The organism is Clostridium sp. CM039, from assembly GCF_055081075.1.
This window is the reverse complement of sequence record NZ_CM143649.1, coordinates 4,036,498-4,052,278: the sequence shown is the minus strand read 5'-3', so window position 1 is coordinate 4,052,278 and position 15,781 is coordinate 4,036,498. Positions and strand designations below refer to the sequence as shown.

The following is a 15,781-nucleotide window of genomic DNA, read 5'->3' as shown; positions in this document are numbered from 1 at the left end:
TCTATTACTCCTCCTTTATAGCTTTAAATGCACAAGTATCAACACAACTACCACATCTTATGCACTTGTCTTTATCAATTGTAAATGTTCCTTTAATCTTACCTGAGATTGCTCCAACTGGACAAATTTTTGAACACTTTGAACATCCCTTGCAAATTTTTGAATCAATAAATATTGTCTTAAACTTCTGACATGTTTTAGATTGACATTTTTTATAAGTAATATGAGCTTCATACTCATCACGAAAATTCTTAATAGTACTGACAACTGGTAATGGCGCTGTCTTTCCAAGTCCACATAGTGATGTTGAAGATATGGTATCTGCAAGTTCTAAGAGCATATCTATATCTTCAAGCTTTCCTTTACCTGCAACTATTCCTTCAAGAATTTCAAGCATTCTTTTAGTACCTTCGCGGCAAGGAACACATTTGCCACAGGATTCATTTTTTGTAAAGTTCATAAAGAATCTTGCAATCTCAACCATACAAGTATCTTCATCCATAACTACAAGTCCACCCGACCCTATCATTGCCCCTGCTTTTTTAAGTGAGTCGAAATCTAGTGGCAAATCAAGATCATCTATTGTAAGACATCCACCAGATGGCCCGCCTATTTGTACAGCCTTAAACTTTTTGCCGTTTTTTATTCCTCCACCAATATCAAATATTATTTCTCTTAGAGTTGTGCCCATTGGCACCTCAATAAGTCCTGTGTTTTCAATATTTCCTGTTAAAGCAAACGCTTTTGTACCAGGACTATTTTTAGTTCCAATTGATTTATACCATTCTACGCCTTTATTAATTATTACAGGCACATTAGCAAAAGTTTCAACATTATTAAGAACTGTTGGCTTGCCAAAAAGTCCATTCTCAACAGTTCTTGGAGGTTTTACCCTTGGCATACCTCTTTTCCCTTCAATGGAAGCTGTTAGTGCACTTCCCTCACCACATACAAAAGCACCTGCACCTCTATTAATCTGGATATCAAAACTAAAATTTGTCCCAAGAATGTTTTCCCCAATAATTCCATATTCTTTTGCTTGTTTAATAGCACTCGAAAGTCTATCTACAGCAATAGGATATTCTGCACGAACATATAAAAAACCTTTTTGTGCACCACAAGCAACAGCGGCGATTATCATTCCTTCAATAACCCTATGAGGGTCTCCCTCCATTAGACTCCTATCCATGAATGCCCCTGGGTCACCCTCGTCACCGTTACATACAATATATTTTATCTTTTCCTTTTGGCGCTGTACCTGCCCCCATTTACTACCAGTAGGGAATCCACCGCCTCCACGGCCTCTTAAATTTGATTCATTTATTTGGTTAATAACCTCATCTGAATTCATATCAAATAGTACTTTTTCAAATGCAGAATATCCGCCTATAGCGATATATTCTGCTATTGAAGTTGCATCAATGTGTCCACAATGTTCAAGTGCAACTCTAGTTTGTTTTTTATAAAAAGAAATTTCATTCTGCTTCCTAAATATATGTCCATTTTTGGTATATACAAGTCTTTCAACACATTCATCTTTAACTATAGTTTTATCCACGATTTCTGCGCAATCTTCCATATTTACTTTTAAATATAAATATCCAAATGGTTCTATTCTTATAAGAGGACCCATTTCACAAAATCCATGACATCCGCTTTTTTTCACTCCAATAGTTTCCTCATGTGGCTCTTTCTCAAGGCTTACTTCACAATTTATGCCCTTTTCCTTTATAATCCTTATTAATTCATCATAAATATCTAGGGATCCACCTGCAACGCAGCCAGTACCAGCACATACAAGAATTTTCTTTTTTTCTTTTGTAAAACTATTTATATAAATATTTCTTGCATTAATTAGATCATTTCTATTATGAAGCATATTATTTTTCCTCCTTAAGAGTATTTAAAAGCTCCATTGCTTTTTCTGGGGTCATAGAACCATGTACTTTATCATTAATACTCATAGCTGGTGCAAGTCCACAAACACCTAGACAAGAAACTGTTTCTAAAGTAAATGTTAAATCATCTGTTGTAGTTTTAGTTTCCGAAAGTTTTAAATGTTCTCTTAGCTTTTCTAATATAGGAGCAGATTTTCTAACGTGACAAGCAGTACCATCACATATTTTTATTATAAACTTACCTTTAGGTTGTAAAGAAAAATTTTCATAAAAAGTTGCCACACTATATATTTTTGCTCTGCTCATACCAAGCTTTTCTGAAAGATACGAGAATACCTCCCTGGGTAAATACCTATAGCATTCTTGGGTGTCCTGCAATATTGCAATAATATTACTAGATTTAAATTTATGATTTTCTAATATAGTATCTAGCTTACTATAATCAAATATTGTATTCATTTTTCTCCCCCTTGTAAATTCAAAAATACAAATGTATTTTATAATATATCACCTTGGTAACTTTTGCTATAAAACTTCTAGCTATATATTTTAATATAAGAACATCAAACTTCGCATTTACCACTGGCTTTAAAACTAGCCAACTTTTCCAAATATAATAATATTTCATTTGCAACTATTGCAAGTCCTGCAGACATTATAGTTCCCCATAATATTTTAGGAAGGTAATTCATCCTAAGTCCATCAAACAAAATAACTCCTAACCCACCAGCGTTTATTACCGAGGCGATAGTCGCTATGGAAATGGTAGTTACAGTAGCAATTCTTATTCCCCCAATTATTATTGGAAGAGCTAACGGCATTTGTACTTTCAAAAATAACTGAAAAGGGTTAAAACCCATCCCTTTCCCGGCTTCTATAATGGATGAATCTATGGACTTAAATGCTGCGAATATATTTCTAACTAAAATATACTGATTATAAATTACTAAAACGAAAATCGCTGTTCCTTTTCCAAGGCCTAATAGAGGTATTAATAAAGCAAATAATGCTAGACTAGGCACAGAATAAATAACCCCTAAAGAGGATAAAACTACTACAGATAAAACTTTTGACCTTAAAATCAAAAGTGATAGAGGGATTGCAATCACGAGTGATATTGAAATACTTAGTGATACAATTTGAAGATGCTGTAGCAGCAAAGTTAACATATTATCATGATACTTATATAAATACTCTATCATGCACTATCCCCCCTGTTCACTGACTTATTTTTAATTGCTCAAGTGTTATTTTGCCAACAGCTTCATGATTATCCTTCTCAACAATCAAATGATCGATATTTTTTTTAAGAAAATATGCTAACAAATGTTGCAAATCCTCATTTTCATTAACTCTTGTGTCATCTTCCATTGTTTTTGAATCCAAAGGAATCATTACAGAACTCGCACGTACAAACTTAAGTTTTTGAATAACATTCTCTGAAGAGACCAAACGGGTAACAAATTCATTTTCTGGATGAAATAATATATTGTACGGTGTATCGAACTGTTGAATTTTTCCTTTATCCATGATTATTACTTTATCCCCCAATTTGAAAGCTTCATTAACATCATGAGTTACAAAGAGAATTGTCTTATTAAGCTTTTTTTGAATTCTTAGGAGTTCCTCTTGAAGATTTAGTCTAGTTATAGCATCTATCGCTCCAAAAGGCTCATCCATAAGCATTATTTCAGGATCAGCAGCCATAGCTCTTGCTATTCCAACCCTTTGCTGCTGGCCTCCTGATAATTGCCTTGGATATCTTTTTTTGAAATCCTTAGAAGGAATACTCACTAAATCCAACAATATATCAACTCTTTGCGCTATGTCTTTCTTTTTCCACCTTAAAATATTCGGAACTGTAGCAATATTTTCCTCCACAGTCATATGAGGAAATAGCCCAATTTGTTGAATGACATATCCAATTTTCTGCCTATGTTTTTCAGCGGGAATATTTTTAATGTTTTCTTTGAAAAATAATATTTCCCCTGAGGTTGATTCATATATTCTATTTATCATTTTCAAAAATGTAGTTTTACCTGAGCCCGAAGTTCCCAGTATTGTTATAAAACTACCTTCTTCAATACTGGCACTTACATCTGTTACAGCATATTGCTCTGAACCCTTAAATTTTTTGCTTACTTTTACAAATTCAATCGCTACCCTTTTCAAAAGATTTACCTCCTTCCGTGTATATCCATTTTCTATTTTGCTAATTCCTTTTCAAAAAAATTCTTAGCTACCTCTGAGTATTCTTTTTTATCTATGTCTACTTCTGAATTTAATTTTATTATTGACACGTTGTCAATTTTGCTTGTAACCTTATTTAAAATATCTTTTATTTGAGGATTCTTTTCAAGAAGGTCTTGCCTTATAACTGGGGCTATGTTGTACGGTGGCCATGCATTCTTATCATCTTCGAGAATCGCAAACTCAGTTTTACTTAATTGTCCTTCTGTTGTATATGCTACAGCAACATCTGCTTTATCATTATGAAGCACATCATATTTAATTCCATTATCATAGATCTTTTCATCTTTAAATTTAAAATCCCCATAAGCCATTGTCAAAGCTTGCAGTCCATCTAATCTTTCATCAAATTGACCTTGCGATGCAAACCTTATACTTCCTGCTCTTTTTTGAAGATCGGTTATAGTGTGTATATTATATTTATCAGAGGCCCTTTTGGAAATCACTAATCCCTGCCCATCATTTGCAGAAGATGGATCAAGCCAAATCAATTTAAATTTCTCCTTGTATTTCGTTGAAACCTCATTATAAACTTCCTTTGAATCAAACTTTGGCTGCTGCTTTAAAACAGATAATAATCCTGTACCAGTATACTCAGGGTAAACATCAATATCTCCATTTACAAGTGAAGTATGAACCACAGCACTACCAAGATTAAATTTTCTGTAAACTTTATAACCTTCTTTTTCTAAAGCAACTGCATATAATTCAGATAAAATTAAAGATTCTGTAAAATCTTTAGATCCAACTTTTATTGTAGGTTTACTTTTAGTTTGGGATGTATTTATATCCCCAGATGAAACACTCTTTTTAGAACAGCCAGTTAAAACTGAAACTGTAACCAAGGCTGTTAATACAGAAACTACGACTAAGCTTTTTAATCTCTTATTCATAACTACTCACTCTCCTACATAGTATTCTTTAGTCTCTTTGATACTTTGTTATACTTTGTTCTAACATAAATAACAATATTTCTGCGATTACCGAAAGCAGTGCAACTGTTGCTCCCCCTATTATTAATATTCTAAAATCATTCATACCAAGACCCGTGAAAATGAAATCTCCTAGTCCTCCAGCTCCTATATAAGATGCTAAAGTCGCACTAGCAATTACTTCAACCGCAGATGTTCTAACTCCCGTAATTATTAATGGAAGTGCTAATGGAATTTCAATTTTATAAAGCATTTTCTTGTAATCCATTCCCATACCTTCAGCACTTTCTAGAACAGATGCATCAATATTTTTTATCCCTAAATATGTATTTATAAGTATTGGTGGTATAGCTAAAATCACAAGTGCCAATAGTGCTGGCAAGTATCCAGTCCCAAGTATTGGCATAACTAGCACTAAGATTGCAAGGCTTGGAATAATCCTAAAAAGATTAAATATATTCATTATAGGCTGTGTTGCTTTTGTGAATTTAGCACATATAATTCCCAAAGGTACCGCTATTATTATACTTATTAAAACTGCTGTAACACTAATATTAATATGAATCCTCACTGCTTCATAGTATTTATCAATGTGGCTTAGTAAATAGTCCATAACCTCATTTAACATTTTCATCTACCCTTTCTAAAAAGTAATTTCTACTTATAACTTTATTTATTGAGAATGTCTTAAAAGTATACTAATACATATAATTGTATGAGCTAATGTACTAAAATAATTACACTTATCACAAAAAATTATAGCAGCCAATTTATATATAAAAAACTATAAACTGGCTGCTGATCAAATTATAATACATTTTCTATTTTTGTAATTCTGGTACAATATTAGGTGGTATTTCTCCTTGCAGTGCTTTAACAAGATTTTGCGCAGCCATCATAGCCATATCAAAACGGGTCTTTTGCGTTGCTGATCCTATGTGTGGAACCGTAACTACATTTGACATTTTAAGCAGTATATTTTCAGGATTAACTGGCTCTTTTTCATACACATCCATACCTGCGCCATAAATCTTTTTACTTTGAAGTGCTTCAATTAAGGCCTGTTCATTTACTGTTTGACCCCTAGAGGCATTGATAAATATAGCAGTATTCTTCATTATATTGAATTCCTCAAAATCTATAAGGTGGCGCGTTTCATCATTAAGTGGAGTCATTAATACAATGAAATCAGATTTAGCTAGAAGTGATTTAAAATCGCAATATTTAATGCCTAGTCTTTCTTCTACATCTTTTTTTCTGTTTCTGTTGTAGTAGCAAACTTCCATATCAAATCCAAGCTTTGCCCTTTTAGCTACTGCTTCTCCTATTCTACCCATACCAATTATGCCTACTGTTGAGTGGTGTACATCTGTTCCATAGAGTGTTTCGTTATCATCTCTAGTCCATTTACCTTCCTTTACATATCTGTCTAATTTTGCAATTCTCCTTGCACAAGATAACATCAGTCCAAATATTAAATCTGCAACAGTATAATCTAAAACACCTGGAGTATTCGTACCTATAATGTTCCTCTCTTTCATTACTTGTAAATCAAAGTTATTATATCCAACTGTAACATTGCTAATAGCTCTTAATTTAGGAGCCCTATTTAATAGTTCTTGGTTAATACAAAAATCGGATAATAATACACCGTCTTTATCAGAGAGTTTATCTAATAGTTCACTTCTTGAAATTTCTTTTTCTCCCTCCCATTTTTCATAATCACAAAATCGTGCAATATAATTTTCTACTTCTCTAGGTATACGCTGAGCAATGTATATTTTAGGTTTATTCATGATCTTCCTCCTTTAAATTATTATTAATAATAATTTTCACTATTCCTTTTTTTCTTTATTATACATAAAATTACCCTTCAATGTAGATTTTTTTTTATTTATCTACTCTATAATGTATCTTTAAAGAGGTAATATATTTTTATCTTTTTATTAGAGTGGTATAATGTTTCTAAAACATATTGCAAGAAATGCTATGAATGACAATAAATAAACGATACAAAATAATCTAGTATACCCAAGCAAAAATACTAGAATAAGAGTATAGAATGGTGGTAATAATATGAAGGATCCTTTTAATATTATATTTGATGAGGTCTCGGAAGGCCTCATAGTAGTCGACCCAAATGGAGTAATTAAATGTTATAACAGAATGGCTAAAGAGATCTTTGGAATTATATATAACCAGGGCATAGGGCATTCTGCTGGCAGTATCGTAGAAAATGATATTGTAATAATCGCTGATACAATGCTTGGTGAGGATGATGGGGGGCTAACTCTTGAAGACTTAAAAAATATAGGGGTATCCTCTCAAAAATTGAAACAAGGAGATGCCTTTGTTTCAATAGGTATTATGGGAGATAAATCATACAATGGTGTAATAGAATGCACTTCTTCTAGAGAAAGTACTTTGTATCTTGAAAACATATATTCTAAAAATAAACTAACTGCAGCTATTGATTTTTGTAACAGGGTGGCGATTATATCTATAAATGATATTAAATATACACTTAATTATACGAAGTCCATAGGACATATGGTAGTTTTATGCGGCAATACAGGTAAGGTAAAATTTTATCAGGCTAGAGGCTACACCAGTAGGCGAGATGATATAAAAAAGCTCCTTAATGGAACCATATTTGCTTCAAAGGGAGATTATAACTATACAATTGATGTGGTTGGACACAGTATTTTTGATGTTCACCCTAAAGAAACGAATATAAATATTGTAGATTTTGTAGAAGCCGCAAACGGTAAATATATTTCTTATACTAATCAGGTTAAGGACATAAATGGCCGGTCTACAAGATGCTCTTTAGTTCAGCTAAAAGATGATAACAAAATTATAGGTGCCTTATTAAAGGTTCAAGACATAACTGAGCTTGAAAATATAATTAAAGAAAGAGACTATGCCATAGCATCTCTTAATGATGCTGAAAATAAACTTAAAGATTATGACGAATTCAGAAGGATTATTGGACAAAGTGACAGCATAAAGGCTGTAAGAAAGCTTGCCAGAAAGGCATCAGAAATAGATTCTACAGTACTTCTGTTAGGCGATAGTGGTACAGGAAAGGGACTCGTAGCAGAGTGCATACATAAAGGTAGTAGAAGAACTAATAAGCCATTCATATATGTAAATTGCGCTTCTATACCCAAGGAATTAATAGAAAGTGAGCTCTTTGGATATGAAGGTGGCGCGTTCACCGGTTCAAAAAAAGAAGGTAAAAAGGGTCTATTTGAGGTTGCTCATGAGGGGACTATTTTTCTCGATGAAATAGGGGATATACCTTTATATATGCAAGCAAAGCTACTACACGTCTTGCAAAGCAAACGATTTAATAGAGTCGGTGGTACACACTACATAGAAGTTGACGTAAAAATTATAGCTGCAACTAATAAGGATTTAGATATAGCTGTCAATCAGGGAGAATTCAGAAGAGATTTATATTATAGGATTAACGTTTTCCCTATTTTTATACCGCCGTTAAGATTAAGAAAAGAAGATATTTATACGTTGATTATGTACTTAACTCCTAAGATTTGCAAAAGAGCGGGCTGCGAAGAGAAAAGAATATCGGCGGGTGTTATAAAAAAAATGCTTATGTACGATTGGCCAGGAAACGTCAGAGAGGTTGAAAATGTTCTTGAAAGAGCAATAAACGTATCTGATGAGCATACAATTTTTACGAAGGATATAAGCATCATAACCTCAGCGAAAGGCTCAGAAAGCTGTAGCTTTGGATATTCTCTCAAGGGTGCAATCGAAATTGCAGAGCGAAAAGCTATTGAAAATGCACTAAAAATCACAGCTGGAGATAAAACCGAAGCTATGAGGATACTTAACATAAGCAAATCAGGTTTTTACGAAAAACTTAAGAGGTATAATCTTCAAAATAAAATCAATGATTGATATGGATCATTGATTTTATTTTGAACAACATACTTATAAACAAATCAAGTCCAAAACTGTGGAATCAGTCCAAAATATTGGACTCATTCTGAAAATAACACTTTTCGGAGTTCACAAAAATTTAGAACAGATTTTTTTCCAATATTTTGGACGCATTAACAAACTAAATCTTTGATTTATATAACTTTCCTGTATTGGCATGATAATTGCTAATTTATAAATACAATAACACTTTAAATCGATAATAAAGTAATTTCACAAAATCAACCAGGAGGTGTTTTCATGAAAAGAAATTATATAAATGTAAATGAAAAAGGACATCTAGAGTTTTTTGGATGCGATACGGTAAAATTAGCAGGAGAATTCAAGACGCCTCTTTATGTTATGAGTGAAGACGGAATAAGACAGAGTTGTAAACAGGTGCGCGAGCATTTTATGGATAAATACCCCAATACGCTTGCTTTATATGCCAGCAAAGCTTTCAGCAACATTGCCATGTGCAAAATAATAAAAGAAGAAGGTCTTGGCATAGATGTTGTATCAGGCGGCGAATTATATACCGCATGTAAATCTGGCTTTCCAATGGAAAAAGTATATTTTCATGGCAACAATAAATCGCAAGAAGAGATTGAACTTGGTATAGATAATAATGTTGGCTGCTTTGTTATCGATAGCTTTCACGAAGTGAAACTTTTACAAAAAATAGCCCAAAAGAAAGGTGTTGTAGTAAGGGCTATTTTAAGAATATCCCCTGGCATTTCAGGTCACACACATGAATACATTTCTACTGGACAGTTAGATTCAAAGTTTGGCTTCCCTATACAGGGTAATGTTGCTTTTGAGGCTATAGAAATGGTAAGCAAATGTGAAAACATAAAATATAGCGGTATACATTGTCATATAGGTTCACAAATGTTTAACAAGGATGTTTATAAAGAAGCTGTTCATATAATGACAAAATTTATGCTTGATTTAAAGAACAACTTAGGCCTTAAAACAGAAGAGCTAAATATGGGCGGTGGCTTTGGAATCTACTATTCTAATGGCGATAAACCTCTTGAAATGAGTGAGTTTATAGAAGTAATAATGGGTAATATATATGGAGATTGCAAGAAATATTCATTAGAAACTCCTAGAGTTCTCATTGAACCAGGAAGATGGTTAGTCGGAGAAAACGGTATAACCCTTTATACAATAGGAGCTATAAAAGAAATTGAGGGAATAAGAAAATATGTTAGTGTAGATGGTGGTATGGCAGATAATCCAAGACCTGCCCTATATCAAGCTGAAAACGAAGCTATTGTTGCGAATAAGGCTGATAAAGAAAATGAAGACCTTGTAACTATTGCAGGAAGATGCTGTGAATCGGGTGATATGCTGATCCACGATATAAAGCTTCCTAAAATGGAAACAGGTGATATACTTGCAATGCTTACTACAGGAGCCTATAACTACTCGATGTCCAGTAATTACAATAGATTACCGAGACCAGCAGTGATAATGCTAAAGGCTGGTAATTCAAGGTTAGTTGTTAAAAGGGAAACCTATGAGGATATCGTAAGGAATGATTTAGACTAAAAAAGAAAAAAATATTTGTTATTTATTTTAGTAATATATCATTTCCAAAAATCAGTAATCCAAGCTTAATCCCCCCATAATAAAAATAAAAGGCATATCCCGTAGGACTGCCTTTTATTTCCTTTGTAATAATGATTACAAAGACTCTGCGTTAAATCATCTCCTGAAATGTCGTTAAACAGAAATTTTACCCATAGCTGCTGCTATTATCATAACAATCGCCACTATAACCATAACTATCATGGACAACTTTTCTTTCTGAGTAATAGCTTCTTTTTTTTCTTTTTTTGCTTTCAAATAAAAACCTAACCCTAATGCATAAATTACAACTGCTAAACCTAAATATCCAATTCCCACTGCATATATAACATAAATTGAATATATACCTGCAATTACTGCTATAATTTTTTCCTTAAGATGTCCACTTTCTTTATTATATACCTTAAATGCATACATAGAAGATAATAAGTATGGTATTAATATATTAGTAGTACACATATGTGTCACAACAAAATAAGCTTTTTGCAAGCCTGGTGAGAGCATAGCTAGCAACCCTATTTGTGTTGCTACCATTCCAAATAAAAGAGCATTTATAGGCACATTTTTATCATTGTTCTTTTTAAACCATTTAGGCATTAACCCATCCTGTTCTGCTGGAACATATAAAATTTCTGTGGTTATCAAAAGCCAGCAAAGTAAAGCACCCATAACAGAAATTAAAATTCCCACTTTAACTATAATAGCCCCTGCACTTCCCAATGCAGTCTGTGCTAAAACAGCTGCTAATGGAGTTTGTGCTGCAACTAAAGCCTTAGCTGGCAAAATACCCATTGACAATATAGATATTGATACATAAAGTATCGCTGTTATAACAAGTGAGATTATTGTTGCTTTTCCAACCACTATATGAGATTCTGCCCTTTGAGACAAAACTACTAAGCCTTCAACACCTACGAAGCACCATAAAATTGTTCCCATTGCGCCACTTATCTGTTTCCCTATACTAACGGTGTCTCCACTGACTGCTAAAACTGTCTTCCAATTTTCAACATTAAATGTACCTAGTTTAAAAGCTGAAAGGCCAAATACAATTACTAGAATTAGTGGTATAACTTTGCCAATTGTAACTACCAAATTGAGTATACCAGCTTGTCTAATTCCTCTTTTTATTACAAAATAGTATGACCACAAAACAATAGATGCAAGTAAAAATGCTAAAACACGAGGCATTGTGTATCCTTCTCCAATTAAGCTATTTATAGTCTTGAAAATTAAAACAATAAATGCAACATTGCCAAGGAATGAACTTGTAAAGTAACCCCAAGCTGAATTAAAACCTATAAAATCACCATATCCATCTTTAGCATAGGAATAAATTCCCCCGTGTAATTCAGGTTTTTTATTTGAAAGCAAGTAAAATACTAATCCTAGCATTACTACCCCAAAAACTCCAATACCCCATGAAATTAGGACTACCATTGGATTTGTTGTTGTTATTAAATCTGTAGGGCTATTAAAAATACCTGATGCAATCATAGTACCTATGCCTAAAGCAACAAGTAACCCTAGTCCTAATTTTTTATTATTTTCTTCCAATATAAAAAACCTCCTCTAATATCTTTTTACTTTAGTAAATTTCTAACGTCTGATAGTATTGCTCTTGGAACTGGTAAATCGAGCATTGTTTTGAGTCCTGGTTCTGCATTCATTACTAGTGGAATCATATTAACACATATAGCTATTGTAGCGATTCCTCCTGGTATTTCTGGTTTTATTTGAAGGTTCAAGTTTGGAACTCCGTTAATTGTAATATAATCTCCAGTATCAACATTCTCAAGTTCTGGTCTTATCTGCTGAGGATGTTCCATTGTAGCAAATACTTTATCTCCTAAATTTGCATATCCCAATTGGCTACATCCAGCAACCTCTCCAGCATTTACTGAGATAATATCTGTTTTACGTGGCACAGTTGTAACAATTGGTGATTTTTCTTGTCTAATATTATTGAACTTAATATTAAATGCTTCTTCAAACATACCAAATGATTGTAAAAATCCTACGTGCCCATCTACTGTATTGTCTTTAACACCCTGTATAAATGCTTCTGGTTTTAAGCCAATACCTTGCTCAACCATAACTGCCCTGCCAAAGCAAGCTAAGTCATTAACTCTAGTAGCCTTTATGCTATCAACTGTGTCAGAAACTCCTGTAAGCATTATTGCAACTAAATCCATTATAAATCCAGGATTTACTCCAGTTCCTAATATTGAAACCTTATTTTCTTTAGCAATTCTATCCATTTCATCTGATAATTCTGGGTCTAAAGCTCTTGGATAGGACATTTCCTCAGCTGTTGTTACAATATCCATGCCAGCAACTGCTGCCATTTTTATTAATGGAAATACAACTTTTGTAAATGAAGCTGTAGCCATAAGGCAAACCTCTGCAAAACCCTTCTTTATAACATCTCCAGCATTTTTTGTAACTATACATGAATTATCTTCATTTGCTGGAACACCTAACACTTCATAAAGTTTTTTGCCAACCTTACTCGGATCCATGTCAATAGCCCCTACGATAGTAAATCCTTTTTTGCTTAATACCATTCTAGCAATACCGCTTCCCATTGAACCTAATCCCCAAACTACAACTTTTATTTTATTTCTCATAATATTTTCCCCCTCATAATTTTATATTTTACTCTATATGTTAAACTGCGTCTTAATTAATTATTGTAATACTTCTCCACATATGGAGAGGTCATTGCTGCAAGCAAACATCCATAATCTATTTTAAAATCTACTATATCGCCAACTGTTAGTTCTTTTTTACTATCAGTTACATCTAAAATTAAATGGTCGCTACTTGCACCAAAAATGCTTATATCTGTGTCCAAAGGAATTAACCCTTCAACTCTTATATCTTGTCTTCCAATTGCTATAATAGCCCTTTTTCTTATTCCTTTATCTTCAAAGTGAGGTTTATTACCAAAAGCATCCATTCCTATAGTGCCTGTTGGTACTGTTGGTTTACTCTTTATTTCAACTACCTCCCCACTGAGTATAAAGGCATCTTCATAGCAATTAGGTACTGCGAGTCCAAAAGAAGTCTCCCTACCAAGAACTATTGCTTCTCCAATTCTAAGCTGATTTATTTCTTCTGGCATAGTATCATTAATAACCATATATAAACTACTAGAATTCCCCCCTGAAATTATAGGTAACCTTAAACTAAAGTTTTTTTCTATATCTAATTTTAACTTTATAAGCTTACCTAAGTTTTCTGTGTCAGGAATTACCCCACCATAACAAGTAACATTGGTTCCAAGTCCAATTAAATTAATATTATCTAATTTTACTATTTTACTCACAATGGAAGCTACGTCGTCAATCAATACTCCTTCTCTTAAATCCCCTAAATCTACCATTAGTATAACGTTGTGCATCTTATTTAAATCTTTTGCAGCTGCTCCTAGCTTCCTAATTGTGTCGATCTCTGAATTTAAGCTGCAATCGCTATACTTCACAACTTCATAGACTTCGCTTATCATTGGAATTCTAAGCATCATCTTTTTACAATTTAAATCCTTTAGTTTTTTTAGATTTAAGATTCTAGAATCAGCAACCTCAGTCACCCCAGCTCGTAGTATAGCTTCTACAATAGGCTTTTGTGCACAAAATACTTTAGTTACGGATGTAACATCTATATGCTTTTTATTACACATTGCTAGGATTGTTTTTACATTGTGTGTTAATTTTTTCAAGTTCACTTCCACACAAGGATAATTTTTTTTCATATAGATACTCCCCTTTTCAAATGTCGTTAATTCCCATATCCTTTGTTATACCTAAACTTTGAGTTAATAACGCTATTGCCACTTCTTTATTTTCTCTACTTAAAACCCCTGCACAAGCCATAATATAGTTTTTATCTAGAAGCACTTTAGCACCTTTTTTAGGTAGCATTGTAACTTCGTCTTTTAAGTGTCTTATTTCTAGTAGCAAAGCTTCTCCACTCGGAAGCCTTGTAAGCGCCCCTCCGGTACCTATTATATATTTAACCTCAGATAAATCCTTACCATAAGCCACAAAACCACTTTCACCATCATATTTTCTTTTTATAAATCCTACATGCCTATCTATTGCAACGGATATAGCTTTCTTCGCTAGCAGGCTGCTTGCATTTATATCATCCATATCTTCCGGTATAGGTTTTATGTGCAACTTTATATATTCCTTAGTATATTCACCTAAATCCCTAACGTCAAGTAAATCTATTACATTTTTGCTGTTAATAAAAACTCCAAGGTCTCCTTCTACAGTTCTTTTAGCCTTTGGTTCAGGATTTATTAGCATATCTAAAACTATTCTACTTCCTTCTGTAACAGAGTGCACATCCGTGGTAGCCCCTCCTACATCAAAAACTACTAAGTCCCCTATCATATCATATAAAAGTTTTGAGCTCTCCATAACTGCTCCTGGAGTTGGCATTATGCTTCCATTCACCATTTCTTTTATTTTATTCATTCCAGGTGCTTTTACAATATTCTTCTCAAAGGCTTCTTGTATTATTTTCCTTGCAGGCTCCACATTTAACTCATCTATACTTGGATAAACGTTGTCAATTAAATAAAGTTCTTGCCCTTCAAATATCTCTTTTATTTCTTCCCTATTTTCAATATTTCCACAATATACAATGGGTTTGTTATATTTTTCTTGGCTTATAATTTCTGCATTATAAAGAGAGGTTTCCCTTTCACCATAGTCAGTGCCTCCAGCAATCATTATCATATTAGGATTTATATCATGTATTCTCTTTAGATCACTTTTTCGCATCTTCCCAGCAGTAACCATTTTTATGATACCACCAGCACCAAGAGCTGCTTCTCTAGCAGCCTTAACAGTCATTTGCTGCATAAGTCCGTGAACAGTTATTCTAAGTCCCCCTGCAGCACTAGACGTCGCTAACATCTTTTTCCATGTAATTGATTCTCCAATTTGATTTTCAATATCTTTAACAGCATTTTTTAATCCTATAGTTACATCACCATCTATTACTGTTGTACAGCTATTACCTTGAAAAGGTATATCTACAATAACCTGTCCCTTATCATCATAGTATACATTAAAAGCAGTAACCAGGGTAGTGGTGCTACCTATTTCAGCAACAAGATAATTTACCTTCACAAGCAATCGC

At 33.3% G+C, this 15,781-nt stretch carries 13 protein-coding genes; 2 read left to right on the top strand and 11 right to left on the bottom strand.

The features are described 5' to 3' along the window. Nucleotides 1-4: 4 nt before the first annotated feature. The 7 genes from nuoF to ACWJJ2_RS18990 all read right to left on the bottom strand — a co-directional run bounded on the left by nuoF (nucleotide 5) and on the right by ACWJJ2_RS18990 (nucleotide 6,876). On the bottom strand, nucleotides 5-1,879 hold the full coding sequence (gene nuoF, locus ACWJJ2_RS19020) for an NADH-quinone oxidoreductase subunit NuoF (protein WP_462953679.1): 1,875 nt from the start codon (nucleotides 1,877-1,879) through the stop codon (nucleotides 5-7). A gap of 1 nt (nucleotide 1,880) precedes the next feature. After that, nucleotides 1,881-2,357 (bottom strand): complex I 24 kDa subunit family protein, encoded by a 477-nt coding sequence (locus tag ACWJJ2_RS19015; protein WP_462953678.1) that lies wholly within the window; start codon nucleotides 2,355-2,357, stop codon nucleotides 1,881-1,883. 104 nt (nucleotides 2,358-2,461) lie between these two features. Next, a complete protein-coding gene (locus ACWJJ2_RS19010; RefSeq protein WP_165413177.1) occupies nucleotides 2,462-3,100 on the bottom strand; it encodes an ABC transporter permease in 639 nt (212 codons plus the stop codon). A gap of 16 nt (nucleotides 3,101-3,116) precedes the next feature. Then, a complete protein-coding gene (locus ACWJJ2_RS19005) occupies nucleotides 3,117-4,070 on the bottom strand; it encodes an ABC transporter ATP-binding protein (protein ID WP_220286687.1) in 954 nt (317 codons plus the stop codon). 32 nt (nucleotides 4,071-4,102) lie between these two features. Beyond that, complete coding sequence (locus ACWJJ2_RS19000; RefSeq protein ID WP_462953677.1) at nucleotides 4,103-5,041, bottom strand: glycine betaine ABC transporter substrate-binding protein; 939 nt, start codon at nucleotides 5,039-5,041, stop codon at nucleotides 4,103-4,105. Nucleotides 5,042-5,069: 28 nt separating this feature from the next. Continuing rightward, a complete protein-coding gene (locus ACWJJ2_RS18995) occupies nucleotides 5,070-5,714 on the bottom strand; it encodes an ABC transporter permease (protein WP_462953676.1) in 645 nt (214 codons plus the stop codon). Nucleotides 5,715-5,901: 187 nt separating this feature from the next. Beyond that, complete coding sequence (locus tag ACWJJ2_RS18990) at nucleotides 5,902-6,876, bottom strand: 2-hydroxyacid dehydrogenase (protein WP_462953675.1); 975 nt, start codon at nucleotides 6,874-6,876, stop codon at nucleotides 5,902-5,904. A gap of 280 nt (nucleotides 6,877-7,156) precedes the next feature. Here ACWJJ2_RS18990 and ACWJJ2_RS18985 point away from each other — a divergent pair, with 280 nt between their 5' ends. Then, nucleotides 7,157-9,007, top strand: a complete 1,851-nt coding sequence (locus ACWJJ2_RS18985) for a sigma-54 interaction domain-containing protein (protein ID WP_462952846.1) — start codon at nucleotides 7,157-7,159, stop codon at nucleotides 9,005-9,007. Nucleotides 9,008-9,289: 282 nt separating this feature from the next. Further along, a complete protein-coding gene (lysA, locus tag ACWJJ2_RS18980; protein ID WP_220286683.1) occupies nucleotides 9,290-10,585 on the top strand; it encodes a diaminopimelate decarboxylase in 1,296 nt (431 codons plus the stop codon). 174 nt (nucleotides 10,586-10,759) lie between these two features. On the opposite strand, the gene ACWJJ2_RS18975 is transcribed toward lysA, so the two are convergent. The 4 genes from ACWJJ2_RS18975 to ACWJJ2_RS18960 are packed head-to-tail and all read right to left on the bottom strand — an operon-like array spanning nucleotide 10,760 to nucleotide 15,771. After that, the gene (locus ACWJJ2_RS18975; protein WP_220286682.1) at nucleotides 10,760-12,181 is read right to left on the bottom strand and encodes an amino acid permease; all 1,422 of its coding nucleotides are present in this window, start codon (nucleotides 12,179-12,181) and stop codon (nucleotides 10,760-10,762) included. A 26-nt stretch (nucleotides 12,182-12,207) separates the two neighbouring features. Next, on the bottom strand, nucleotides 12,208-13,254 hold the full coding sequence (ord, locus tag ACWJJ2_RS18970; RefSeq protein WP_165413169.1) for a 2,4-diaminopentanoate dehydrogenase: 1,047 nt from the start codon (nucleotides 13,252-13,254) through the stop codon (nucleotides 12,208-12,210). A 56-nt stretch (nucleotides 13,255-13,310) separates the two neighbouring features. Then, on the bottom strand, nucleotides 13,311-14,381 hold the full coding sequence (gene orr / locus ACWJJ2_RS18965; RefSeq protein WP_220286681.1) for an ornithine racemase Orr: 1,071 nt from the start codon (nucleotides 14,379-14,381) through the stop codon (nucleotides 13,311-13,313). 16 nt (nucleotides 14,382-14,397) lie between these two features. Next, nucleotides 14,398-15,771, bottom strand: coding sequence for a GlmL-related ornithine degradation protein (locus ACWJJ2_RS18960; protein WP_462953674.1), 1,374 nt, complete (start codon nucleotides 15,769-15,771; stop codon nucleotides 14,398-14,400). Between the last annotated feature and the right edge of the window lie 10 nt (nucleotides 15,772-15,781).